22 protein-coding genes are annotated in these 22,958 nt (G+C 67.7%); 8 read left to right on the top strand and 14 right to left on the bottom strand.

Going from position 1 to position 22,958, the window contains the following annotated elements; all coding sequences use genetic code 11:
• Positions 1-38: 38 nt before the first annotated feature.
• Complete coding sequence (locus DU484_RS15515) at positions 39-827, bottom strand: DUF7124 domain-containing protein (RefSeq protein WP_114606812.1); 789 nt, start codon at positions 825-827, stop codon at positions 39-41.
• Positions 828-975: 148 nt separating this feature from the next.
• Between DU484_RS15515 and fabG the strand changes: the two genes are divergently transcribed.
• The 7 genes from fabG (at position 976) to DU484_RS15485 (ending at position 7,669) form a co-directional block, all read left to right on the top strand.
• The gene (gene fabG / locus DU484_RS15510; protein ID WP_114586847.1) at positions 976-1,758 is read left to right on the top strand and encodes a 3-oxoacyl-[acyl-carrier-protein] reductase; all 783 of its coding nucleotides are present in this window, start codon (positions 976-978) and stop codon (positions 1,756-1,758) included.
• Position 1,759: 1 nt separating this feature from the next.
• Entirely contained in the window at positions 1,760-2,344 is a 585-nt protein-coding gene (locus DU484_RS15505; protein WP_114586846.1) for an NADPH-dependent FMN reductase, read from the top strand.
• A gap of 113 nt (positions 2,345-2,457) precedes the next feature.
• Positions 2,458-3,051: a YIP1 family protein gene (locus DU484_RS15500; RefSeq protein WP_114606811.1), complete on the top strand. Its 594-nt coding sequence runs from the start codon at positions 2,458-2,460 to the stop codon at positions 3,049-3,051.
• Positions 3,052-3,104: 53 nt separating this feature from the next.
• Positions 3,105-5,171 (top strand): DHH family phosphoesterase, encoded by a 2,067-nt coding sequence (locus tag DU484_RS15495; RefSeq protein WP_114606380.1) that lies wholly within the window; start codon positions 3,105-3,107, stop codon positions 5,169-5,171.
• A gap of 103 nt (positions 5,172-5,274) precedes the next feature.
• Positions 5,275-6,930, top strand: coding sequence for a tRNA uridine(34) 5-carboxymethylaminomethyl modification radical SAM/GNAT enzyme Elp3 (locus DU484_RS15490; RefSeq protein ID WP_114606379.1), 1,656 nt, complete (start codon positions 5,275-5,277; stop codon positions 6,928-6,930).
• A 2-nt stretch (positions 6,931-6,932) separates the two neighbouring features.
• Entirely contained in the window at positions 6,933-7,097 is a 165-nt protein-coding gene (locus DU484_RS19630; RefSeq protein ID WP_157969377.1) for a hypothetical protein, read from the top strand.
• A gap of 38 nt (positions 7,098-7,135) precedes the next feature.
• Complete coding sequence (locus DU484_RS15485; protein WP_114606378.1) at positions 7,136-7,669, top strand: acyltransferase; 534 nt, start codon at positions 7,136-7,138, stop codon at positions 7,667-7,669.
• Positions 7,670-7,676: 7 nt separating this feature from the next.
• Here DU484_RS15485 and DU484_RS15480 read toward each other — a convergent pair whose 3' ends face one another.
• The 10 genes from DU484_RS15480 to DU484_RS15435 all read right to left on the bottom strand — a co-directional run bounded on the left by DU484_RS15480 (position 7,677) and on the right by DU484_RS15435 (position 18,809).
• A complete protein-coding gene (locus DU484_RS15480; protein ID WP_222844858.1) occupies positions 7,677-9,938 on the bottom strand; it encodes a hybrid sensor histidine kinase/response regulator in 2,262 nt (753 codons plus the stop codon).
• A gap of 45 nt (positions 9,939-9,983) precedes the next feature.
• Positions 9,984-10,766, bottom strand: coding sequence for a mechanosensitive ion channel domain-containing protein (locus DU484_RS15475; RefSeq protein WP_114586841.1), 783 nt, complete (start codon positions 10,764-10,766; stop codon positions 9,984-9,986).
• Between the two features lies 1 nt (position 10,767).
• The gene (gene dacZ, locus DU484_RS15470) at positions 10,768-11,583 is read right to left on the bottom strand and encodes a diadenylate cyclase (protein WP_114606376.1); all 816 of its coding nucleotides are present in this window, start codon (positions 11,581-11,583) and stop codon (positions 10,768-10,770) included.
• Between the two features lie 86 nt (positions 11,584-11,669).
• On the bottom strand, positions 11,670-12,995 hold the full coding sequence (gene purD, locus DU484_RS15465) for a phosphoribosylamine--glycine ligase (protein ID WP_114586839.1): 1,326 nt from the start codon (positions 12,993-12,995) through the stop codon (positions 11,670-11,672).
• 39 nt (positions 12,996-13,034) lie between these two features.
• Positions 13,035-14,261, bottom strand: coding sequence for an MFS transporter (locus DU484_RS15460; protein ID WP_114586838.1), 1,227 nt, complete (start codon positions 14,259-14,261; stop codon positions 13,035-13,037).
• Between the two features lie 62 nt (positions 14,262-14,323).
• A complete protein-coding gene (locus tag DU484_RS15455; RefSeq protein WP_114586837.1) occupies positions 14,324-14,932 on the bottom strand; it encodes an AsnC family transcriptional regulator in 609 nt (202 codons plus the stop codon).
• 47 nt (positions 14,933-14,979) lie between these two features.
• Positions 14,980-15,321, bottom strand: coding sequence for a hypothetical protein (locus DU484_RS15450; RefSeq protein ID WP_114586836.1), 342 nt, complete (start codon positions 15,319-15,321; stop codon positions 14,980-14,982).
• A gap of 194 nt (positions 15,322-15,515) precedes the next feature.
• Entirely contained in the window at positions 15,516-16,421 is a 906-nt protein-coding gene (gene aglJ, locus DU484_RS15445; RefSeq protein WP_114586835.1) for an S-layer glycoprotein N-glycosyltransferase AglJ, read from the bottom strand.
• Between the two features lie 138 nt (positions 16,422-16,559).
• Complete coding sequence (aglF, locus tag DU484_RS15440) at positions 16,560-17,318, bottom strand: UTP--glucose-1-phosphate uridylyltransferase AglF (protein ID WP_114586834.1); 759 nt, start codon at positions 17,316-17,318, stop codon at positions 16,560-16,562.
• Positions 17,319-17,357: 39 nt separating this feature from the next.
• A complete protein-coding gene (locus DU484_RS15435; RefSeq protein ID WP_114606375.1) occupies positions 17,358-18,809 on the bottom strand; it encodes an oligosaccharide flippase family protein in 1,452 nt (483 codons plus the stop codon).
• A gap of 112 nt (positions 18,810-18,921) precedes the next feature.
• Here DU484_RS15435 and DU484_RS15430 point away from each other — a divergent pair, with 112 nt between their 5' ends.
• Positions 18,922-19,845, top strand: a complete 924-nt coding sequence (locus tag DU484_RS15430; protein ID WP_262342803.1) for an alkaline phosphatase family protein — start codon at positions 18,922-18,924, stop codon at positions 19,843-19,845.
• A gap of 36 nt (positions 19,846-19,881) precedes the next feature.
• Here the strand turns inward: DU484_RS15430 and DU484_RS15425 are convergent, their stop codons facing one another.
• The 3 genes from DU484_RS15425 to DU484_RS20510 all read right to left on the bottom strand — a co-directional run bounded on the left by DU484_RS15425 (position 19,882) and on the right by DU484_RS20510 (position 22,867).
• Positions 19,882-20,532, bottom strand: a complete 651-nt coding sequence (locus tag DU484_RS15425; RefSeq protein ID WP_157969376.1) for an acyltransferase — start codon at positions 20,530-20,532, stop codon at positions 19,882-19,884.
• 118 nt (positions 20,533-20,650) lie between these two features.
• Positions 20,651-21,595 (bottom strand): alkaline phosphatase family protein, encoded by a 945-nt coding sequence (locus DU484_RS15420; protein ID WP_245957254.1) that lies wholly within the window; start codon positions 21,593-21,595, stop codon positions 20,651-20,653.
• Between the two features lie 177 nt (positions 21,596-21,772).
• Positions 21,773-22,867: an alkaline phosphatase family protein gene (locus DU484_RS20510; RefSeq protein ID WP_262342802.1), complete on the bottom strand. Its 1,095-nt coding sequence runs from the start codon at positions 22,865-22,867 to the stop codon at positions 21,773-21,775.
• Between the last annotated feature and the right edge of the window lie 91 nt (positions 22,868-22,958).

Below are 22,958 nucleotides of genomic sequence, written 5' to 3'. Positions count from 1 at the left end.
TATCTCGTCACACAGATTTGGCGTCGGGAAATAAAAACTTACTCCACGTCGAGGGTCCAGCCCGCCTTCTCCGCCGCCTCTTCGAGCGGAACGAACTCCCAGTCGGCCTCGGCGGCGACGCGTTCGTCCTCGCCGGCGATGCCGACGACGACCATCCGCTTCGCGTAAAACATCGACCGGGGGCCGATTTCGGCGAGCCGCTCCCCCGGACCGGTCCCCGTGCCGCTGAAGAAGTCGGCGTCGACGCCGTTCTGACGCTGGAAGCGGTTGATGACTGGCGTGTCGACCCGGCCGACGATGCCGACCCAGTCCGCCCACGCCCCCGCATCCGAGAAGGCAGAGGCCGGATGCGCCAGCCGTTTGGCGGCCCGGTAGGTCAACGCCATCGTCATGTCGTCGGGGTCCTCGCCGTGGGGCGCCGCGCCGGTGGTGGGCTGACGGCTTTCGTTCTCGCCCTCGCCCCCGCCCTCGTCCGGGACCCCACCCTCGACGGGCTCGCGGTCGCCGGCGTGGGAGCCGCCAGCCCCGCCGCCCTCTATCGGGATACCGACGGGTTTGTCGTCGCTCTGGCGGGGCACCCGTGGCGTCGCGGCGTGGGTCCCGTCGTCACCGTCGCCCTCTTGATCGCCCGCGCCGTCGTCCCCCCACGCCCCGCTCGTCGGACCGGCGTCCGATCCCTCCTCGCGCGCCCCGGCGGTTCCGAAGGGGCCGTCCGGCTCGTCGTCCGGATCGCCCTCGCCCCGCCAGAACCAGTCCCCGCGGTTCGGCTCGTCGTCCGGTTCCTCCTCCTCGGTGTCGATGTCGTCTAGATCGATGCGGTCGGTCATGGTTGTGGTCGGCGGGGTCGCACGCGTCACCGTCCCCTCCCCGAATCGACGGTGACCCCGTGTTACCATCCCGCGCAATAAAATCTGTCGTCGGTCGGCCCCGAAAGGCGCGAATAGTTAACAGTCGGTATCCCGCATAGGTAGCTGTATGTCCGAGACGACCACACGGCTCGAACCCCTCGACCCACGTCCGCTCGCCGACCGAACCTGCCTCGTCACGGGCGCCTCGCGCGGCATCGGCCGGTCCATCGCCCTCGAACTCGCGCGCTGTGGTGCGGACGTGGTCGTGAACTACCGGAGCTCCGACGCCGCGGCCCGCGAAGTCGAGGAGATCATCGAGGCAAACGGCGAGACGGCGATGTGCGCACAGGCCGACGTGTCGGAGCCGGACGACGTGGCCCGCATGGCCGAGGAGATTCACGGCGAACTCGGCGAAGTCGACGTGTTGGTCAACAACGCCGGCATCACCATCGACCGCAAGTTCGCGGAGATGACCCACGAGGACTGGCAGACCGTCATCGACGTCAATCTCGGTGGAACCTTCAATTGCACCAAGGCCTTCTTCGACGACATCCGCGACGCCGAGGCTGGTCGCCTCATCAACATCTCCAGCGTCGTCGGCCAACAGGGAAACTACGGGCAGGCCAACTACGCCACCTCGAAGGGTGGGATGTTCGCGTTCACCCGGACGCTGGCGCTCGAACTCGCCGCGCACGATTCGACGGCCAACTGCGTCGCGCCGGGCTTCGTCAGGACGGACATGCTGGAGAAGGTGCCCGAACGCGTCCAGGAGAAGATTCGGGAGAAGATTCCGCTCAACCGCTTCGCCGACCCCGAGGACATCGTCGGCATGGTCCGCTTCCTCGCCAGCGACCACGCCAGCTACATGACCGGGCAGGTGCTCGGGGTCAACGGCGGGCTGGAGTGGTGACGTGACCGAGCAGCCGCCCACGACCACCGTCGTCGCCGTCGCGGGCAGCCTCCGCGACCACAGCTACACCCGACTCGCGCTCCGTCGCGCCCTCGACGCCGCCGCCGACGCCGGCGCCGAGGTCGATTTGCTCGACCTGCGGGCGTACGACCTGCCGCCCCTCGACCCCGATCTTGACGAGCAAGGCGACAGCACGGCCGTCGCCCGGCGCATCCGCGAGGCCGATGCCGTCCTGCTCGGCACGCCCATGTACCACGGCTCGTACTCCGGCGTGCTGAAGAACGCGCTCGACCACTGCGGGTTCGACGAGTTCGAGGGCAAGACCGTCGGTCTCCTCGGTGTCGCCGGCGGCGCCTTTCCCATCACCGCGCTCGAACACCTGCGTTCGGTCTGTCGCGCCCTCGACGCGTGGGTGTTGCCGCATCAGGCGGCGATTCCGCGGGCGTCGGCCGCCTTCTCGGACGGCGAGTTCGTCGACGAGGGCATCGAGACCCGCGTCGCCACCCTCGGCCGCCGCGCCGTCGAGTACGCGACCATCGAACCCGACCCCCGGACGTTCGAGAGCGACCAGAACGTGGGCGGGTAGAGTTGTACGCACACCGGATCGCCTGACAGCGTGCGTTCCGGTGTGCAGCGACTTACAACGGTTACTCTAGCGGAATCGGAAACCCCTTGCCGACCGCCGCCCCAGACACGCCCGTGACGACGTGGGTCGAGAACCCCCGTGGCGGGCGTGACCGCGGCCCTCGCGGCCTCGCCCGTGCGTGGGTCGAAGTGCTCGTTCGCCCCCGCCGGTTCTTCGAGAACGGCGTCGCGCCCGGCGATCAGGCGCCGGGCCTCGTCTTCGCCGTGGCCGTGGCCGTCGCGTACGCCGTCCTCCTCGCCGTCCTCGACCCCCTCCGATTCCCCGCGACCGGGGCGCTCCGGGCCGCAGTGGTCGTCCTCCTCGTCGCCGTCCTCGTCGCGCCCGCGGTCCTCCACCTCCTCGCGGCGCTCCAGACGCTCGCCCTGATGGTCTTCGTCCGCGACCGGGCGGGCGTCAGCGAGACGGTGCAGGTGCTCGCCTACGCGACGGCGCCGTGTCCCCTCGCCGCCGTGCCGAGTCCCGAACTCCGCGTCGCCTGCTGTCTCTACGGCGCCGCGCTCCTCGTCGTCGGCCTCGTCACCGTCCACCGGACGACGCCCGGCCGGGCGGTCCTCGCGGCGGCCCTCCCGGCCGCGCTCCTCTTCGGCTACGGCTTCGGCGGGTTCGACGCGCTCTTCACCCTGCTCCGGGCCTGGTACATCATCTAGGCCGTCGAGTAGTTTCGACAATCGTTTTAGGGTGGGACTGTTCGATTCGCTCAATGGATTGGATCACCCACGAAGAAGACGTTTGGTTTGATTTCCGCGGTTCCAGCCCGGACCAACTGGTCTCGGGTCGATACTACAAGGGGACGGTCGACGGCTTCGCCGACTTCGGCGTGTTCGTCGACCTCGCGCCCGGCGTGACGGGACTGCTGCACCGAAGCGAACTCGACCGTCGCCTCGAGAGCCTCGATTGGGAGCCCGGCGACACCGTGTTCGTCCAGGTCAAGAACGTTCGCGACAACGGCAACGTCGACCTCTCCTGGTCGATCCGCCAGTCCGGCGACGAGTTCCGCGGGGCGCAGGTGCACGACCCCGACGGCGACGCCGACGGCGAGACCATCGAGTCCGACGACGACGACGACGGACCCGGCCCCGTTCGACAGACGCCGACGCCGGATCACGACGAGGCGCTGAACGGTGACGCCGACGCCGACGCCGACGACGAGTCCGACGTCGACGCCGACGGGACCGACACGACGGATACCGACGCCGCCGACGGGACCGACACGACGGATACCGACGCCGCCGACGGCTCGACGGCAGCGTCCGCCGACGAACCGACCGCCGACCTCGACCGCGTCGACGTCGACTCCCTCGACGACCGCGTCGGCGAGACGGTCCGGCTGGAGGGCGAAATCGTCGGCGTCCGGCAGACCAGCGGCCCGACGGTGTTCGAACTCCGCGACGCCTCCGGCGCCGTCGACTGCGCGGCCTTCGTCGAGGCGGGCGTCCGCGCCTACCCCGACGTCGAGGTCGGGAGCCTCGTCCGCCTCGACGGCGAGGTGGAACGCCGCTACGACGAACTGCAGGTCGAGACCGAGGCGCTCGAAATCCTCGCCGACGACGAGGCGGCCGACGTCGAGCGCCGACTGGCCGACGCCTTGACCGCCGAGGCCCGACCCGAATCCGCGACGACGCTCGTCGACGGAGACGCCGTCGACGCGGTGGCCGAGGACCTCGTCGACGCCGCGGAGACGATCCGGCGGGCCGTCCTCGAATCCCGACCGGTCGTCGTCCGCCACGCCGCGACCACCGACGGCTACGTCGCGGGCGCGGCCATCGAGCGGGCCGTCCTCCCGCTGATCCGCGAGGAACACGCCGCCGCCGACGCCGAGTACCACTATTTCACGCGTCGACCGCTCGAGGAGTCGGTCTACGACATGGACGACGCGACCAACGACGTGACGCGGATGCTCCAGGACCGCGACCGACACGACGAGAAACTGCCGCTCGTCCTCCTCGTGGGGACGGGGAGCACGGTCGAATCCAGCGACGGTCTGGGGCTGCTCGGCATCTACGGCGCCCGGCGCGTCGTCGTCGACGCCGACGTGGCCGACGCCGCGGTGGCCGACGACTGCGAGGCCATCGTCAACCCCGGCCTCGCCGGCGCCGACGCCGCCGATCTCTCGACGGGGACGCTCGCCGCCACCCTCGCCGCGACGGTCGACCCCGACGTGGCCGACGACCTCTCGCACCTCCCCGCCGTCTCCTACTGGGGCGACGCCCCCGAGGCGTACGTCTCCCTCGCTTCCGAGGCGGGCTACGACGCCGACCGCACGCGCGAACTCCGGGAGGCCATCGCGCTGGAGGCGTACTACCAGTCCTACGAGGACAAGCGCGAACTCATCACGGACCTCCTGTTCGACGACGCGGGCGGCCTCGCCGGCCACATCAGCGAGCAGTTCCGCCGGAAACTCGACGCCGAGGTCGACACCGCGACGGCCAACGTCGAGACCCGCGATGAAGGCGACCTGACGGTCGAGGTGCTCGACACGGACGCCTACACCCACCGCTTCGACTTCCCGCCGACGAGCCTCCTACTCGACGAACTCGGTCGCCGCCGCGACGCGGACCTGATCGTCGGCGTCGGCACCGACGAGTGTTACCTCCGCTCGGCGGGCGACCTCGACGTGCGTGGCGTGGCTGGCGACGCCGCCGAACGCGTCGACGACGCCGGTATCACCGCCGCGAGCGTCCGCGACGGCCGCATCGAGTTCCTCTCCGGTCGCCGCGACGCCGCCGTCGACGCCATCGTCGCGGCCGCCGTCGAGCGACTGGCCTGAGTCGGTTCCGCCGCCCCTCGCCTCGGCTCGTACCCCTTGGAGCGATACCCTTAACCCCGCGACCCGACGACACGACGACGATGACCAGCCGGAGGGGCGGATCGTGAGCACGGACGCCGAGACCGAGAGCGAGGCGTTCGAGCGCGTCTGTACGGACCTCGTCGAGCGCATCCTCGACGGCGACCTGGAGCGCGACGACCTCGAATCCGCGAAACTCGACGCCTGCTCGGAGCATTCGGCCGCGAAAGTGCCGAAAAACGCCGACATCCTCCAGCACGCCCCCGACGAACGCCGGGACGAGGTGCAGGCGGTCGTGCAGCGCAAGCCAGTCCGCACCGCCTCGGGCGTCTCGCCCGTCGCCATCATGACCTCGCCGCACATGTGCCCGCACGGGAAGTGTCTCTACTGCCCCGGCGGCCCCGCCTCGGAGTTCGGGAGCGCCCAGAGCTACACGGGCCACGAACCCGCCGCGGCGCGGGGCGAGCAGAACGACTACGACCCGTACGGGCAGGTGACCCTCCGTCTCGAACAGCTGCGCCACATCGGCCACCCCGTCGACAAGGTGGAGCTCATCCTGATGGGTGGCACCATGACGGCCCGCAGCCACGACTACCAGGAGTGGTTCGTCAAGCGGGCGCTCGAAGCCCTGAACGACTACGACACGGACGCGACGCCGAACCCCGCGGAGGGGCGGAGCTTCGCCGAGGACGACCCCGACTTCCGCTACTTGGAGGACGTGATCGCCGAGAACGAGACGGCCGACGTCCGGAACATCGGCACCACCTTCGAGACCAAGCCCGACTGGTGTGATCCCGAACAGATCGACCGGATGCTCCGGCTCGGCGGGACGAAAGTGGAGGTGGGGGTCCAGACCACCTACGAGCGGATCAACCGCGAGATGCACCGCGGCCACGGCGTGCAGGCCTCCGTCGACGCCAACCGTCGCCTCCGCGACGCCGCGTTCAAGGTGGGCTTCCACATGATGCCCGGGCAGCCGGGGATGACCCGCGAGATGTGTCTGGAGGATTTCCGCCAGCTGTTCGAGGACCCCCGGTGGCGTCCAGACTACCTCAAGATCTACCCGACGCTCGTCGTCCGCGGCACCCGCACCTACGACATGTGGCGCCGCGACGACTTCGACCCCCTCGACAACGAGGAAGCCGCGGACCTCGTGGCGGAGGTGATGGGGATGATCCCGAAGTACACCCGACTCCAGCGCGTCCAGCGGGACATCCCCGCCGACCACATCGACGCTGGCGTCTGGAAGTCCAACCTCCGCCAGTTGGCCAGCCAGCGCGCCGAAGAGCGGGGCATCACCCCGCGGGACATCCGCGCCCGCGAGGTGGGCCACAACGACGCCGACCCGGACCCCGAGCGGGTCGAACTCGACGTGTTGACCTACGAGGCCGGCGGCGGGACGGAACACTTCCTCAGCTTCGAGGACCCCGTCTCCGACCTTCTGGTCGGCTTCTGTCGCCTCCGGTTCCCGAACGACCCGGTGCGGCGCGAACTGGCGAACGCGGCGCTGGTGCGCGAACTCCACGTCTACGGGAGCGAGGTGGGCCTCCGCGACGACGACGCGGCCGACTGGCAACACCGCGGCTACGGCCGGCGCCTCCTCACCCGCGCCGAGGAACTCGCGGCCGACGCCGGCTACGACAAGCTGAGCGTCATCAGCGGCATCGGGGTGCGCCGATACTACCGCGAGAAACTCGGCTACCACCAGGACGGCCCGTACGTCTCGAAGCGACTGGAGTGACCGTGTCCACGGAACGGCTCACTTGGGCGCTGCTTCTCGCCGCCGTCCCAGCCGCCGTCGCCGTCGCCCTCAGCCCGCCGAACGTCTACGCGCGGGCCGTCGTCGCCATCGGAGCGGGTGTCGCGGCGTTCCCGGCCGCCTACCTCGTCGCTGGGCTTCGCGCGTGAGCGGACGGTTTCAAGACGCGGCGGAGCCAACTCGACCCGTGAGCGATTCGGACTCGGACTCGGACGCCGACCGCCGACACGACCGCCTCGACCGCCACCCGACGGCGGGGCCGCACAACTCGCTGTGGCACTGGCCGGACGCCAAACACCCGCTGCGGGTAGTCGTCAACTACCTCGCGGTCTGGCTGATCCGCGTCTCCCCCAGCCTGCGGGCGAAAAACTGGCTCCTTCGCCGTCTCGGCGCGACCGTCGACCCCGGCGTCGCGTTCGGCCTGGAGGCGACGCCCGACGTGTTCTGGCCCGAACTCCTGACGATCCGGTCCGACGCCATCGTCGGCTACGACGCGACCCTCCTCTGTCACGAATTCCTGCAGACGGAGTACCGGACCGGCGAGGTGGTCGTCGGCGAACGGGCGATGATCGGCGCGGGGGCCGTCGTCCTCCCCGGCGTCGACATCGGCGCCGACGCGAAGGTGGCGGCCAACTCGCTGGTGACCGAGGACGTGCCGCCGGGAACGACGGTGGCGGGCGTCCCCGCGCGACCGGTCGAGGGCGGCGTGGGCGAGGCGTAGCGCCCGGTCACGCCGTCTCGACGCCGCGAATCTCGAACCGCGCGCCGCCGGCCTCGCTCCGGGTGACATCGACGGTCCAGTCGTGGTCCGCGGCCACCTGTGCGACGATACCGAGTCCGAACCCGGTGGCGTCGTCGTCCGTCGAGTAGCCGGCTTCGAACACCCGTTCGTAGGCGTCCGCCGGGAACCCCGTCCCGTCGTCGGCGACGTAGAAGCCGCGGTCCAGATCACCGACCGTGATAGTCAGGCCCGACCCGCCGTGCTCGACGGCATCATCAGACTGCGTCTGATTGCCCGTGGAACCGTGCTTGACGGCGTCCTCGGGAGCGTGCGACCGAGGGCTCGTCGAGCCGTGCTCGACGGCGTTCTGGACGAGATTCTGTAGCAACTGTTCGAGGCGGCTGTGATCCGCCCGGACCGTCCGCGTCGTCGCGATATCGAGCGTGGCGTCACTCGTTTCGACGGTCTGCCAGCAGTCCTCGACCGCGTCCGCGAGCGACACCGGTTCGACCGTCGTCGTTCGCTCCCCGGTCCGTGCGAGCGTCAACAGGTCGTCGATCAACTCCTGACACCGAGCCAGCGCGTCGCTCGCGTCGTCGAGATGCGGGCTGTCACACTCGGTCGACGCCAGGTCGAGTCGCCCCTGCGCGACGGTCAACGGGCTTCGGAGGTCGTGGCTGACGACGCCCGCGAACTGTTCGAGGAGTTCGTTCTGCCGTTCGAGTTTCGAGCGGTACGCCTCGCGCTCCGTGATGTCCTTCGCGACGCCGAAGACGGCGTTCGGTTCGCCGTCGTCGCTCCCGTCGTGAACCGGCACCTTCGAGGTCAGAAAGATTCGTTCTTCGCCGTCGACGACGATGCGTTCCTCGGTGGTCAACGGCTCCCCCGTCTCGACGACCTGTCGGTCGTTCGCCCGCACCTCGGCCGCCATCGAGGACGGGTGGAGTTCCTCGTCCGTGTGGCCGACCACCTGCGCTTCGGTCAGCCCGAACAGCTCCTCGTAGCGACGGTTGACGAACAGGTACGCCCCGTCTTCGTCTTTCATGAACATGGGCGTCGTCGTGTTCTCCAGGATACTGTCGAGGCGACCCTTCGTCCGTTCGACTTCCCGCTCCCGGCGCTTGCGCTCGGTGATGTCGTGGTGGATGCCGAGCAGCCTCCCGTCGACCACCTGGCCGCGCGCTTCGACCCACACGACGCTCCCGTCCGCGTGGAACATCCGGAACTCGCTCCGGTACGCGTCGCCGGTTTCGAGGGCGTGCTCGGCCGCTCGTTCGACGGTCGGCAGGTCCGCTGGATGGACTCGATCCGCGAAGGCCTCGTAGGTCCCCTCGAACTCGCCGGAATCGAGTCCCATCACGCGCTCGAGCGTCTCGTCCCAAACGAGCGTGTCGGTCTCGGGGTACCACTCCCAGACGCCGGTGTCGGTCGCCTCCATCGCCAGGTCGAGCCGTCGTTCCGTCTCCTCGAGCGTCCGTCGACGCTCCCGCTCCGCCGTGATGTCGGTCAGCGAGAACACGACGCCCTCGAAGGCCCCGTCGCCGTCGAACAGCGGCGCGCCGTTGATTCGGAGCAGCTTCTCGGTCCCGTCCGGCCACTGGATCGTGTGTCGGTCGCCGTAGATTGGTGCCTCGCGCCTGCAGACCTTCGAAAAGGGAAGCTCGGCGTCCGGGATCGGCTCACCGTCTAAGTCCCTGATCCGCCACTCGGGGTCGTTGTACGCCCGGTCCGTGACCGCCGACCGTTCGAGGCCGAGCACCTCCTTGGCTCGCTCGTTGGCGAAGACGAACCGGCCGTCGGTGTCCACCTGGACGATACAGCCGGGGACGGTCTTGAGAATCCCTTCGAGACGCTGGCGCTGGGTTTCGGATTCGGCGTGCGAGCGGTGGGCCTCGACGGCGTTCGAGATACGGTGGGCGAGTATCTCGTAGCGCTCGGTCCCTCGCCCCTTCTGGAGGTAGTCGGTCACGCCGGCGGAGATGGCCTCGCTCGCCACCTCCTCGCTCCCTTTCCCGGTAAAGAGGACGAAGGGCAGGTCGCCGTACCCGTCGCGGACGCGGGTGAGAAAGTCGATCCCGTTGGTCCGATCCATGTCGTAGTCGGAGACGACACAGTCGACGCCGCCGGCAGCCAGTCGATCCAGCCCGGCGTCGACGCTCGTGGCCGTGTCGACGACGAAGCGGTCGTCTTCCCGTTCGAGGAACGTCGCGGTCAGCGCCGCGAAGTCCGCATCGTCGTCGACGTGGAGGACGTGGATCGGCTCCGTCACGGTAAATATTGATAGTGGACGCGCAAAACCGTTCCGAACGAGCGATCACGACCGGATTCGGACGAATCCCTCGGTGAACACCTTGCTGTTCGGGACGACGTACTCCTCCCCGTCGGTCTCGACGTGGGTGACGAACAGGTCCATCTCTTGAACGATGCCGTGGACGTCGCCGACGCGAATCTCGTCGCCGATGGTGTAGGGCTGGTTGAGCAGGAGGTAGGTGCCGACGGCGCCGGCCGAGAGCAGGTGGCGGAAGGCGAGGCCGCCGAGGAAGACGATGGCGAAGACGTAGGCGGCGAGGAGGACGATGAGCGCGCCGGTGGCGACGCCCACTTGTCCGAGGGCGATGAGAGCGGCGAGATAGAAGACGCTGTATTTCGCCATCAGGGGGAGGACGCCGACCTGCGGGAGCTTCACGCCACGGAACCGCTCGGAGACGACCAGTTCCACTTTGTCGCCGAGGAGGACGCCGACGATGAGGACGATGACGGCGAAGAAGAGTTGGGGGAGGAAGCCGGCGACGGCGTTCCAGAACTGGGCGACGTACTCGATTTCGGCGACGGCGACGGCGGCGAAGACGGCGATGCCGAAGACGAAATACCCCGCGATGGCGGCGAGGATGTCGACGGTCGAGGTGCCGAACTCGCGGGCCGTCCGCTCGAAGGCCGTTCCCTCGATGGCGTCGGGGACGCCGATTCGGCGGAGCACCCGTCGGGCGAGCACCCGGGTCAGCCAGCCCAGCACGACCCCGACGACGAGCGTCCCGAACGCGAGCCAGAACCGGATCGGTACCGCCGTGACGGCTTCCCGAATCGTCCCGCTCTGCATCTCAGTACTCCTCCGGATCGATCTCCAGAATCAGGTCCCCGCCCTTGAACGCCCGTACCATCCCGTCCGATTCGGAGAGCACGATGGCGATGGCGTTGGTGTCACGCGTGATCGCCCCACCGGCCATGTGCCGCGCCCCCAGTCCCTTCGGGATGTCGACGCCCTCCGCGGAGGGTTCGAGGTAGCGGTACGCGGAGACGATTTTGCCCGAATCCGAGACGACGAAGGCGCCGTCCAGCCGCGAGAACTCCTTGAGCATCACGTTCACGATGGGGTCGCCGACGTGGACGTGGGATTTCTCGAAGGGATTGTAGCTGAGCGGCCGGGACTTGTTCATCACCTTACCCGCGTCGCCGACGACGAACAGCGCACCCACGGGCTTGCCCTTCTGCCCTTTCTTGCCGAGGTCGATGGCGACTTCGAACACGTCGCGGATGACGCCCGGTTCGGCCCGCGAGTCGGTGAAGAGGTCGTAGATGCCGGAGCGCATCGACTCGTCGACGCGAACCCGAACCAGCGAGTCGGCGTCCCCGCCCTCCTCGAACACCGAGACGGCGCAGGCGACGGTGTCGCCCGCCGCGACGAAGCCGTGTTCCATCGCCCCTTCGACGCCGAACCTGATGCGGTCACGGACGTTGTCGAACTCGAGCGGGAGTTCGACGAAGGAGTCCGCACCGACGCCGTTCTCGTTCGCGATCACCACCCGGGGCACGTCCGCGTCCGCGAATCGCTCGTAGTACGCCGCCGACGGGGAGAACAGAAACAGTCCGTCGACGCCGTCCACGAAGTCACCGAGAGAATCCCGTAACGTCGCCATTGACCAATCGTCGAGACGTGGCGAAATAAAGGTTTGTGGCGCGTCACGCGCCCGTCATGCGCTTCTCGACGCGTATGCCGCTCGCGTCACTCGCGCAGCCGGGTCACGTGCTCGATCCGACGCTCCACCAGGTCCGCTTTGCCGATGTCGTGGCGGATCCGAAGCCCGTCGCCCGCCGCCGACAGCGCGTCCTCGGCGATGGCCTCCGCGTTCGCGATGGTCCCCGCGATACCGACGACGGCGAAGGCCCGCGAGGTGGTCGTGTAGAGACCGTCCTCGCGGGCATCGACGCTCGCGTAGAAGAGGAGGGCGTCGCCGTCGCCCGCCGCTGCCGCCTCGGCGACGCTCCCCTCGTCCACCTCGATCCGCGCGCCGGCTTCGGGGTCGGTCGGGTAGCCCGCCGGCACCGCGTACTTACACACCGTCGCCCGCGCGTCGAAGTCGAGTTCGGGCAGGGGGTCGCCGTCACGCGCCGCCGTCAACACGTCGCGGAAGGGTGTCTCGAGGACCGGCAGCGTGTTCATCGCCTCCGGGTCGCCGAAGCGGGCGTTGAACTCCACCACCCGCACGCCGTCGGCGGTGAGCATGAACTGGCCGTAGAGGACGCCCTTGTAGTCGGGGAGGGCGTCGACGGTCGCCTCCAGGATTTCGACCGCCGCGTCGTAGTCCGCCTCGTCCATGAACGGCAGGGTCGGCCCGGCATCGCTGTAACTCCCCATGCCGCCCGTGTTCGGCCCCTCGTCGCCCTCGTAGGCGCGTTTGTGATCCTGCACCGCGGGCGTCGTCCGCATCCGCCCCGAGGAGCGTCCCTCCTCGCCGGCGACGAACGCCTGTACCGTGAACTCCTCGCCCACCAGTCGCTCCTCGAGGACGACGCGGTCGTAGTCGGACTCGCGGAGGTACGCCTTGGCCTCCGCTTTCGTCACCTGATCGCCGGTGACGCGGACGCCCTTGCCGCCCGTCAAGCCGGCGGGCTTGACGGCCAGGTCGCCGTCGGAGGCGTCGATGTAGTCGCAGGCGGCGTCCATGTCGGTGAACGTCTCGAAGTCGGGACAGCCCGGAATCCCGTGCTCCCGCATGAACCGCCGCTGGTAGGCCTTGTCCGTCTCGATGCGGGCGGCCTCGGCGTCGGGGCCGAAGGTGTAGACGCCGGCGGCGTCGAGGGCGTCGGCGACGCCCGCCGCGAGCGCCGACTCCGGCCCGACGACGGCGAGGCTCGCGTCCACCTCCTCGGCGAAGGCGACGACCCCCTCCACGTCCGTCTCGTCGATGGCCCGCATCTCCGCGGCCAGGTCGGCGATGCCGGGGTTGCGGTTGCTCGCACAGGCGTAGAGTTCACAGTCCGGCGCGACGGCGCGGGCGATGGCGTGTTCCCGGCCGCCCCCGCCGACGAGAAGTACTGTCTCTGACATGGGTGAGAGAGCCCGTGGAAGCGGCCTAAACGTTGCCCTTTACGGCTCGCCCGCTGCCGCGACGCGGATTCCCGACCGCCCCCCGACGGCGGCGTAGAGGCCGACGGCGACCAGCGCGGCGCCGACGCCGCCAAGCGCTAGCGGGAGTTCGTACCCCAGGCCGAGGCGGGTCGCGGGTAGGGTAAACAGCGGCGGGCCGACTGCCTGTGCGCCCAGCACGACGCTCGTCCGCAGGCTCATCACGCCGCCGCGGAACTCGGGGCCGGCGAGCGTCGACAGCGCCGACGCGACGGAGGGGAGCACGAGGCCGTGCCCGACCCCGAAGACGCCGAGGGTGAGGAGGACGCCCGTCGCCGAGGTGGCGGCCCACACGCCGACGAGGCCGGCGGCGTAGCCGACGAAGCCGGCCGTGACGAGACCGAGATTCGACAGGTGGCGGGCGAACCGACCGTTGAGGACGGCGACCACCGCCGCGGGCATCGTCGCGCCCGTCACGAGCGCGCCGACCCGCCCCGACGCCAGTCCGTACGTCCCCTCCAGGAGGAACGGGACGGCGGTCAGGACGCCGCCGAAAAAGAGAACGAAACCGCCGAACGTCGCCCCGTAGACGAGGAGGGCGTCCCGGGCCGGGAGCGACGCCGCCGCGTCACGGAGATACGACCACGATCCCTCGCGATCGGTCGTCCCCTCGACCGGCGGCGGGTCGAGCAGCCAGTACACCGCGGCGGCGACGACGACGCTCGTCCCGTAGAGGTAGAAGGGGGCGTCCCACGAGTAGGCGGCGAGGACCCCGCCGAGTACCGGGCCGGCCGCGGCGCTGAAGGAGATGCCCGCGCTGACGACGCCCATCACCGCGTTGCGTTGCGGGCCGTCGTAGTAGTCGCCGACGAGCGCGAGCGTCAGCGAGGCGAGGATGCTTCCGCCGACGCTCCCCTGGATGGCCCGGAGGGCGAGCACCTGCCACAGGTCGGTCGCCAGCGTCACCGCCAGCCCGGCGCCCCCGTAGACCAGCAGGCACGGGACGACGACCCGCCGCCGGCCGAATCGGTCGGCGTACATCCCCACGATCGGGGCGAGGACGGCCCCCGGGGCGGCGAAGGCGGTGATGACCAACCCGCTCCGCGCGCTCGACACCCCGAACGCGTCGGCGATGGCGGGGAGCGCCGGGCCGACGAGCGTCACGTCGAGCGGCGCCACCGCCGCCGTCGCCAGGAGGAGGTACAGCCGCGGCGACCGCCACGGCACGCCGACGTCTGTGTCCGACATCGGTCGGGGCGAGGACCGGGAGGGTAATCAATCCGGGTGCCCCGCGGTCACGACGAACGCCGTCACTCCGTGCCGTCCTCGTTCGCCGCCGCGTCCAGGCGCTCGTACCGCGACTCGAACTGCGCCTCGCAGGACGGACAGCAGAACTGGTGGACTTCGGCGCCGATCCGTGCCGTCGTCCCCTCGCTCGTCACCGTGTTCCCACACTCGGCACAGGCGAGCGCGAAGCCGGTGCCGCCGACGCTCGGCGTCCACTCGCCCTCGGTGAGGAGCGTCACCTCGTAGTCGGCGACGGCGTCGCCGTCGACGGTACGCGATAGCCACCGCGGCACGTCGCCGTCGGGGACGCGGGCGTAACAGACCACGTCCCCTTCGGCGGTGGTAAAGAGGTGTTCGACCGCCTCGGCGGCACGGAACGCGTCCCGGAGGTCGTCGCCGGCTTCGCGCGCCGGTTCGACGGTCACCAGTACGGGGACGCCCTCCCGCAGTTTCGAGCGGTCGAGATCGAGCGTGAACCGTCGGATGACGCCCAGTTCCTGGAGGCGGTCGACCCGGTCCGACACCGCGGGCGGCGAGAGGTCGACCCGCTCGGCTACCGCCGCCCACGGCCGACGGGCGTCGTCCATCAACGCCCGCAGGATTTCGAGGTCGGTCTCGTCGAGTTCGCGCATACGAGAGCCGAGACCCGGCGAACGCATGTACCTTCGGTTGCGCCCCGTCACGATCCGTCGTCGTCGGACGGCAGAAGGTCGTCGGGCCGCCGGTGGAACCGATCTTTCTCCAGGTGGCTCCGAATCCGCTCGTGGTCCGCTGCCGTGATCCGCGACCGGCCGGTATCGTCGCCGTCGGCCGACACGCGCCCGTCGGCCTCAACGGGTCCCGACTCGCCGGCTTCGACGGCCTTCGATTCGCCGGGCTCCCGCGCTTCCCGCTTCGCGTCGTCGGTCCCCCGAGCGGGCGGGAGCAGGCCGACCGCGACCGCGCCGGCGTGTGCCGTCACGAACAGCGTGGCGGCCACGAGCGCCACGAATCCGACGGTCAAGAGCGTGTTCGAATCCATGCGTCAACGGGGTCCTCGCTACTCCTGTCAGCGTAATCAATCGTGAAGATGTGAAAGCCGAATCACACGATTTAATCCGGGTTAAGCGACGGTAGGCACCCCTTACCGGTCTCGTACGGATTGTTGTAACTGTTTACCGGTGGTTCGCCGAACCGTCTCTGCGAACCACCGGTACTGACTCACAATAACCCGTATCACTCCCGTTCCCGCAACTGCTCGCGGTGCAGGGAGAGGATCAGGTCGGCGAGCATGCCGAACATCAGGAGCTGGACGCCGACGAGGATGGCGAAGGCGGCGACGACGGCGAGCACCTCGTGGGAGATCCCTCGGGTCACCCACTCGACGCCGACGTAGAGGGCGACTAGGAAGCCAGTGGCCGTCGACACCGTGCCGAGGCTCCCGAAGTAGAACAGGGGGTTGTTGGTCTTCGCCCGGCGGTAGAGTTCGAGGAAGATGATCCCGCCGTCACGGATCGGGTGGAGGTTGGTGTTCGACCCCGCGGGTCGCGGGTAGTACGTGATCGGCACCACCGTCGTCGCGATCCCCCGTTTCGCACACTCGACGGCCATCTCCGTCTCGATGCCGAATCCGTCGGCGGTGAGGTGCATCTCCTCGAAGGAGTCGCGGGTGAACGCCCGGTAGCCCGAGAGGATGTCGCCGAATGACTCGCCGTGGATGACGCCGAAGGCGCCGTTGATGAGGCGGTTGCCGATGCGGTTCAGTGCCGTCATCGCGCCCGGACGCATGTCGGCGAAGCGGTTCCCGATGACGTGGTCGGCCTCGCCCGACCACAGGGGTTCGAGCATCGCCTCGGCGTCGTCGGCCTCGTACGTCCCGTCGCCGTCGAGCATGAGGACGTACTCGCTGTCGACGTGTTCTCGGATGGCCTCCCGGACGGCCTGCCCCTTGCCCGTGCCCGACTGCTCGACGACGCGGGCGCCGGCCTCGCTGGCGACCGCTTGGGTGTCGTCGGTCGACCCGCCGTCGATGACGAGGACGTTCCCGTAACCCGCGTCGCGGAAGTCACGGACCACGTCGCCGATGGTCTCCCCCTCGTCGAGGGTGGGAACGAGCACGCAGACGGCGTCGGACGTGGGCATCCTGTGCCTTTCTCGCCGGGGGAGTTCAAAAGGTGTTCCCATCTCCGCCTCCCGTGACTCCGCGGCGTGGCCCGGCGCTTCCGGATTCGTTCGGACCGCCCGTCGCTCCTTCGCAGGGTCGTTTTCCCGCTCGGCGACTCACTCGGAGGTGGTACTGACCTCCTCGTCAGCGTCCACGGACTCCCCGTCCCCCTGCAGTCGGCGCTCCGCCTCCTCGCGGTCCTCGGGGTAGCCCACGTCGATACGCCAGCCGTCCATCCGGATGGCGTCGATGGTGCGCCCGCTCTGTATCAACAGGTCGATGGCGTCGGGGAGTTCGTACTCGCCGCGGTCGGAGGGCTGGACGAGGTGACAGGCGTGGAAGATGGCGGGGGTGAACGTGTAGAAGCCGGTCATCACCAGATTGGAGGGCGGATCGTCCGGCTTCTCGACGACGCGCGTGATCTCACCGTACTCGTTGGTGTCACAGACGCCGTATCTGGAGGCTTCTTCCCAGGGAACCTCCTCGACGAGGAAGGCGGCGTCCGCCCGCTCTTCGGCCTGCCGGTTGATCACGTCGCCGAGGTTCGCCTGGAAGACGTTGTCGCCGAGCATCAGCATGAAGTCGTCGTCGACGTACGGCTCCGCGGTCAGGAGGGCGTGGGCGAGGCCCAACTGCTCGCGCTGGTGGGCGTAGGTGATCGGCACGCCCTCGTAGGCGTCGTCGTAGCGCTCCATGATCTGCTCTTTCTTGTAGCCGACGACGACGACGAACTCCGAGACGCCGATGTCGATGAGCGAGTCGAAGGCGTACTCGATCAGGGGCTTGTCGTCGACTTCGACGAGGACCTTGGGTTTGTCCTCCGTGAGCGGTCGCAGGCGAGTGCCCTTGCCCGCGGCCAGGATGACTGCTTTCATGCCCCTCACTGGTCGGCGAGGTCGCAAATACTTTCGGCTCTACCCAGGGAGGTATGGACCGAGCGGCGGGAGGTTGCGTCTGACGGTCGTTCGGAACTCCGTCGAGAGGCCGAGTAGGCCCACGAAGTACACCGTGGCACCGGCCGCGACGAGGACGAGCACGGTCGCGAAGTTGTGATTCAGGAGGTCGTACGTGTTCTCGACGGTCAGGCCGGCGTAGACGACGGCGGTCATGACGAGGGCGGCCGCGCCCTGGCTGGCGATCTCCCGCCACGGGACGTCGAACGAGATGAGTCTCGACACGTAGTAGTACGCGACGAGCAGGCTGATGGCGGCGGAGCCGGCCGTGGCGGCGGCGGCGCCGAGCCAGCCGTACAGGTAAACCAACGCGACGTTGAGCGAGAGATTGATCCCGACGAACGCCCCGTTGACGCGGAACGCGAGGTCGGGGCGGTCGACGGCGTTGAGGGTGTTCAGCAGTTGGTTCTGGTACCCCATGAACAGGTTCGCGACGATCAGTACGGTGAACACGGCCGTGCCTTTGGGGAACTCGGGGCCGTAGATGCGGAGGATGCGCTCGCCGAGGAGCGCCCCACCGAACAGCCCGGGGATGAGGAGCAGTCCCCCGAACGAGAGCGACTGCTCGACGATGCGGGCGACCGCTTGCGGCTCCTCGGCGGCCGAAATCGCGCTCATTTCGGGGAACAGCGTCGTTCTAATCGTCCCGCTGAACAGGATGAGAAACTGGGCGACGTTCCACGCGACTGCGTAGACGCCGATGAGTCCCGAGGAGACGAAAAAGCCGAGGACGACGACGTCCGTGTAGCTGAACATCTGCGACTGGAGCCCGCCGAGCCACGAGAACTTCGCGAAGTCGCCGAGACGCTCGAAGTGGCGTCGCTCCGGCAGGGAGACGCTCGGAAGCTCCCGAACCACGTAGTACGCGCCGATCACGATGCCCAGGAGGAGCCCGACGGCGTGACCGATGAAGAGACCGGCCGTACTGATCCCCGCCGCGATGAGGGCGATCTGTGTCACTGCCCGGCCGCCGGTTCGGAGCGGAGAGAGGACGCCGCTCACGTGGACCTGATGCAGTCCGACCAGCAGGGCGTTGATCAGACTGTTCAGGAGGACGACGAGCAGGATCAAGACGATGTACCCGGTCACGGGGTAGCCGACGTAGTCGACGACCCGCCCGCGAAACAGGACGATTCCACCGGCGACGACGACGAACATCGCGACGACGACGGCGGTGCCGGCCGCCGCGTACTCCTCCCGTTCGACTCCCTCCGAGACCCGTTTGGAGATGGCGTCCGAGATGCCGACTTTTCCCAGGATCGCGAGCCACGAGACGAGACCCACGGAGAGGTGGTATATTCCGAGCGGCTCGGCGCCGAGCATCCGGGCGATGTACACCGTGGCGGCGAACCCCAACACCGAGGACACGATGCTCGAGCCGAAGTGTACGACAGAAGTCTGTCCGAGTCTCATCTCTGGATGTACGGAACCGTTCGGGACGAAGGTCCGTCGGTGTGGCCTTTACTGCGTCGGTTCGACGCCGGAATCCACGACGTTCTTATCCGAGGAGGGGGTTGCTCGACGTATGAAACACCACCTCGAGCGGGCCAAACACGTCTACCGGACCCGCGGCGTGGAGGAACTCGCGAGGTCGGCTCTCTCCTATCTCCCCATCGAGATCAATAACCTCGTCTTTCGCCTCCGTCACGGCACCGGGACGAAGGTGATGGCGGAAGACTGGGACACGCTGATCCTCCTCGACGCGTGTCGCTACGACATGTTCGCCGAACGGGTCCCGTTCGACGGCGAACTGGAGTCCCGCATCTCGCTTGGCTCGACCAGCGAGGAGTTCCTGGAGCGCAACTTCGCAGACAGAGAGTTTCATGACACGGTCTACGTCAACGCGAACGTCTACTTCCCGAAGCTGGATCTCGACCGAAACGGGACGTTCCACGCGGTCATCGACCTCCTCGACGACTGGGACGAGGACCTCGAAATCGCTCACCCGGAGACGGTCACGGACGCCGCCATCGAGGCACACGAACGCTATCCGAACAAACGGATCATCGTCCACTACATGCAGCCACATCTCCCCTTCATCGGGGAACGAGGGCTCGAACTGCGGGAGCGGGTCGGCCAGCGTAACGCGTGGGTCCCGTTCCGAAACGGGGACCATCCCATCTCGGTGCAGGAACTCTGGGACGGCTACAACGAGAATCTCGACGTCGCGTTCGAGTACGTGGCCGAACTACTGGACGACATCGACGGGAAGGTGGTGCTCTCGTCGGACCACGGGAACATGGTCGACGAGCGACAGGGACCGATCCCGACAAAACGCATGTTCGGCCACCCGTGGGGGGTGTACTCCACGGAACTTGTCAGGGTCCCCTGGTTCGTGGTTCCGTTCGACGAGCGCCGTGCGATCACGACCGAACCCCCGGTCACGAACCGCGGGCAGTCGGACGAACTCGTCGAGGAACGGCTCCGATCCCTCGGCTACCGCGAGTGAGAAGGAGCCGCGGTGAGGTCCCGCCGCTGTCGTCGATCACCCATTTCCCCACGTAACGTCCTCACGCACGACTTCGGCGGGGACGCCGGCGGCCAGCGTGTTCGGCGGCACGTCCGACGTCACCACGCTCCCGCTCGCGACGACACTTCCCCGACGTACCGTGACGCCCTTTTGAATCGAGACGTCGTGGCCGATCCACACGTCGTCCTCGATCCTGATCGGTTCGCTTCGTTCGACCGGCTCCCCGGCGATTCGCATCACGTGCCGGTCGTCGTCGAGGAGTTCGACGTTCCACGCTATCGCGACGCCGTCGCCGATACTGATCTCGTCGCCACACAGGAGCCGCAGGTGGGAGTTGGCGTACGAATCGCCCATGGAAAAATCGCCCTCGACGTGGAGGATCGAGGCGGGGCCGATGTTGGCCAGGTCCTCGCCGGTGTGTGAGACGGACGCGCCCGCCGTCGTCGACACCTTCGAACGGCCGATCCTCGGATGTGACGCGCCACTCCGGCCCATCCCGACCGAGAGCCGACGGTTCACGTCGAACTCCGTCCGTGGCGCGATTTCGGTGATCGTGTTCGAGGTGAACACCAGCGACGTGGCATTCGACGTGTGCCGAAGCGAGTAGTACGCCGACTTGAGCGCTCCCCTCGCCCCCAGATCCTTGAGTTGGCGGAGACGATTCATGCCAGTCATAGCTCGGACGTCGTCCCAGCGTACCGGCGGTAGCCACCGATATATCGTTTTCCATCCACCCGATGATCCCGTCCGCGTGCCGGGCGTCGAGTCACGCTCGGGGTGGCCGTTACTCGGCGTAGCCCAGGGCTGCGAGTCGCTTCTCGACCTCGTCCTCGTCGGGCCGTTCTTCGGACTCGGTAGAGGACGCCTCCCTGACCTCGCGCCGTGACTCCCCGTCTATCACCAGCCACGGTACCTCGCGGAGCGGGGGCGTGCTGAACCCCTCCGAGTGCCCCCAGACGCGCGAGGTGAACGGGAACACCCGCTCGCCGAGCATCTCTCCATGGTCCGCGGTGATGACCGACTTCCCGCCGACGCGTTCGAGGAGGGTCTCCACCTCGTCGAGGGCGATGTCCAGCGACTCCGAGTACGCCGTCCTGACCTCCTCGACCGTCACTTTCTTCTCCTTCACGGCACCCCAAATCTGTAGTCCGTCGCCCTGGTTCCGATACCCGACCAAGTCGACCCGCTCCCGTAACGTCTCGGCCGTTGGCCCGAGGTACGGCCGATGTGGCTGCATGAAGTGGACGAGCAGTCGCTTGTTCGGATACTCCTCGTGGGCCGCTACCGTCGCCTCGACGACGTCCTGTGGGTGGATCGTCCCGATGTCGTCGTCCCACTCGTCGAGGAGGTACTCGATCTTGAAGAACGTGTCCTCGGGGAGCCGCGTCGCGAACGGGTTCGTCGTGATGTATATGGTGTCGTGAAACTCCCGACCGACGAACGTCTCCTGCATGAACTCCCAGCTCATCTTGCCCGGGGACACGACGCGAGTCGGCGTCTCGTCGAACTCGTGTTGGGCCTCGAAGTAATCCGCCCGGCAGGCGTCGAGGATCAAGAGGTTGTCCCAGTCTTGGGCCATCATGTCGATGCTCTCGTCGAGCGTCCGGTCGAGGTAGTACCCGTAACCGTGGTTGAAGGGGAGGCTACCGAGACGGAGTAGTTCGCGGCGAATTAGATGTGGGTTCCGAAGGGCCCGCCGCAGATTATCGAGCGTAAAGTGATTTCGCATGCTCGCCAGTACCGTCGAGTCGGTTAATAACGTTCTGGACGGCGTACGGGCGGTACCTGGGCTGATGTGCCGCCGTGTCAAGCCGCACCGAAGCGACGCTTGGGACGCCCGCCCGCGTTTCGTCGAGCATAGTCGTCGAGGCTGACCGATAAGTTACGCACGGCGCGTACCACTGACTCACACCTTGTATCCGAGTGCTTCGAGTTTGTGGTCCAGTTCTTCGCGAGACATCTTCGATCGATCCGGTTCCTCCACGGTCGGTTCGTGCGTTTCGTGGTCCACTGCGGAGGTTTCGATCCAGGGAACTTTCCGGACCTTGGGGTGTACACTCCCGAGTTTGTGACCGAGAACTCCGTACTCGCCGAACGCTTCACCGTGATCGGCAGTTATCACGACACGCTCTGCATCCAGATTGTTGAGGAGAATCTCTATTTCGTCGAGCACGTACCGTAGATCACTCATATACGCCTCCCAGATCCGATCCGTATCCCCCGTGTCGTAGTAGTAGTTCCACCAGTCGTATTCGTGGTATTTCAACTCGCGGTCCTCCGCTAACGCCTGTGAGAACCACGGCGTGTGTGGCTGATGGTACTGAATCATGAGCCGATCGGGATCCCGTTGGCGGCCGACGGCGATGCCGCGATCGGTCGCGTATCTCGGTGGCGTATTCGCTTCCGTGTGTCCGAACGGGCCCTCCTCTCCGACCGTCTCGAATTTGAACAGATACTCGGCCTTGTCCAACTCGTCGATGTCGACCGAGGGCATCAACCGGAGCGTCTTGAACGGGAGCGGGCGGCTGCTGTCCGTTTCGTGAACCTTCGTATCCAGCACTTCCTGAATGTGGCTCTGGGCCGACAAAAACGCCGTCTCCCGAATCTCTTCGGCGTGTGCCTCGTCGAACGTGCGAGCCAGCCACTCCGCCGACGCACCGCCGGTAGACCAGATGCTATCCACGTCAGTTATGAAGTCGTACTCGTCGGCGACCTCCCGAAGGGCGTCGACCCGTGCCGTGTCCAAGACGATGAGCGCGTCCCACTCTCGATCGAACACGTTGGTACCGATCGTCGAAAAACTGTTCAGCACGATTGCAGGCGTCCGATACACGTAGTCGAGAATGACCTCGTCGACGACCCGGCTGGGATTTCGGATCCCCTTCACGATCTTCTCGACGCTCAGGCCCTGGCCGCTCATTGTGTCAGGATTCGGGTCCCTCTTCTTAAATCGTGTGTAGACGCTGCCGCGTTCGAAGGCGGACAGCGGCGGTCTGATCACGAAGTACGCCCCGTTCCGCCTTCAGCGGAGTGGGACCGATCCCCGAGTGACGAAATCGCCTCCCTTATTATGCCTGCCCGGGCAAACGTCC

Origin of the sequence: Haloplanus rubicundus, from assembly GCF_003342675.1 — an archaeon.
Taxonomy (GTDB): Archaea; Halobacteriota; Halobacteria; order Halobacteriales; family Haloferacaceae; genus Haloplanus; species Haloplanus rubicundus.
The sequence above is the reverse complement of the archived record's forward strand: the minus strand, read 5'-3'. Positions and strand labels throughout refer to the sequence as shown.

Bases quoted from the DNA above. Each gene is read 5' to 3' on its own strand.
- DU484_RS15430 (WP_262342803.1), top strand. From the start codon at position 18,922: ATGAAACACCACCTCGAGCGGGCCAAACACGTCTACCGGACCCGCGGC.
- DU484_RS15450 (WP_114586836.1), bottom strand. From the start codon at position 15,321: ATGGATTCGAACACGCTCTTGACCGTCGGATTCGTGGCGCTCGTGGCC.
- purD (WP_114586839.1), bottom strand. From the start codon at position 12,995: ATGTCAGAGACAGTACTTCTCGTCGGCGGGGGCGGCCGGGAACACGCC.
- DU484_RS15425 (WP_157969376.1), bottom strand. From the start codon at position 20,532: ATGAATCGTCTCCGCCAACTCAAGGATCTGGGGGCGAGGGGAGCGCTC.
- fabG (WP_114586847.1), top strand. From the start codon at position 976: ATGTCCGAGACGACCACACGGCTCGAACCCCTCGACCCACGTCCGCTC.
- dacZ (WP_114606376.1), bottom strand. From the start codon at position 11,583: ATGGCGACGTTACGGGATTCTCTCGGTGACTTCGTGGACGGCGTCGAC.
- DU484_RS15475 (WP_114586841.1), bottom strand. From the start codon at position 10,766: ATGCAGAGCGGGACGATTCGGGAAGCCGTCACGGCGGTACCGATCCGG.
- DU484_RS15420 (WP_245957254.1), bottom strand. From the start codon at position 21,595: ATGCGAAATCACTTTACGCTCGATAATCTGCGGCGGGCCCTTCGGAAC.
- aglF (WP_114586834.1), bottom strand. From the start codon at position 17,318: ATGAAAGCAGTCATCCTGGCCGCGGGCAAGGGCACTCGCCTGCGACCG.
- DU484_RS15455 (WP_114586837.1), bottom strand. From the start codon at position 14,932: ATGCGCGAACTCGACGAGACCGACCTCGAAATCCTGCGGGCGTTGATG.
- aglJ (WP_114586835.1), bottom strand. From the start codon at position 16,421: ATGCCCACGTCCGACGCCGTCTGCGTGCTCGTTCCCACCCTCGACGAG.
- DU484_RS15435 (WP_114606375.1), bottom strand. From the start codon at position 18,809: ATGAGACTCGGACAGACTTCTGTCGTACACTTCGGCTCGAGCATCGTG.
- DU484_RS15495 (WP_114606380.1), top strand. From the start codon at position 3,105: ATGGATTGGATCACCCACGAAGAAGACGTTTGGTTTGATTTCCGCGGT.
- DU484_RS15515 (WP_114606812.1), bottom strand. From the start codon at position 827: ATGACCGACCGCATCGATCTAGACGACATCGACACCGAGGAGGAGGAA.
- DU484_RS15460 (WP_114586838.1), bottom strand. From the start codon at position 14,261: ATGTCGGACACAGACGTCGGCGTGCCGTGGCGGTCGCCGCGGCTGTAC.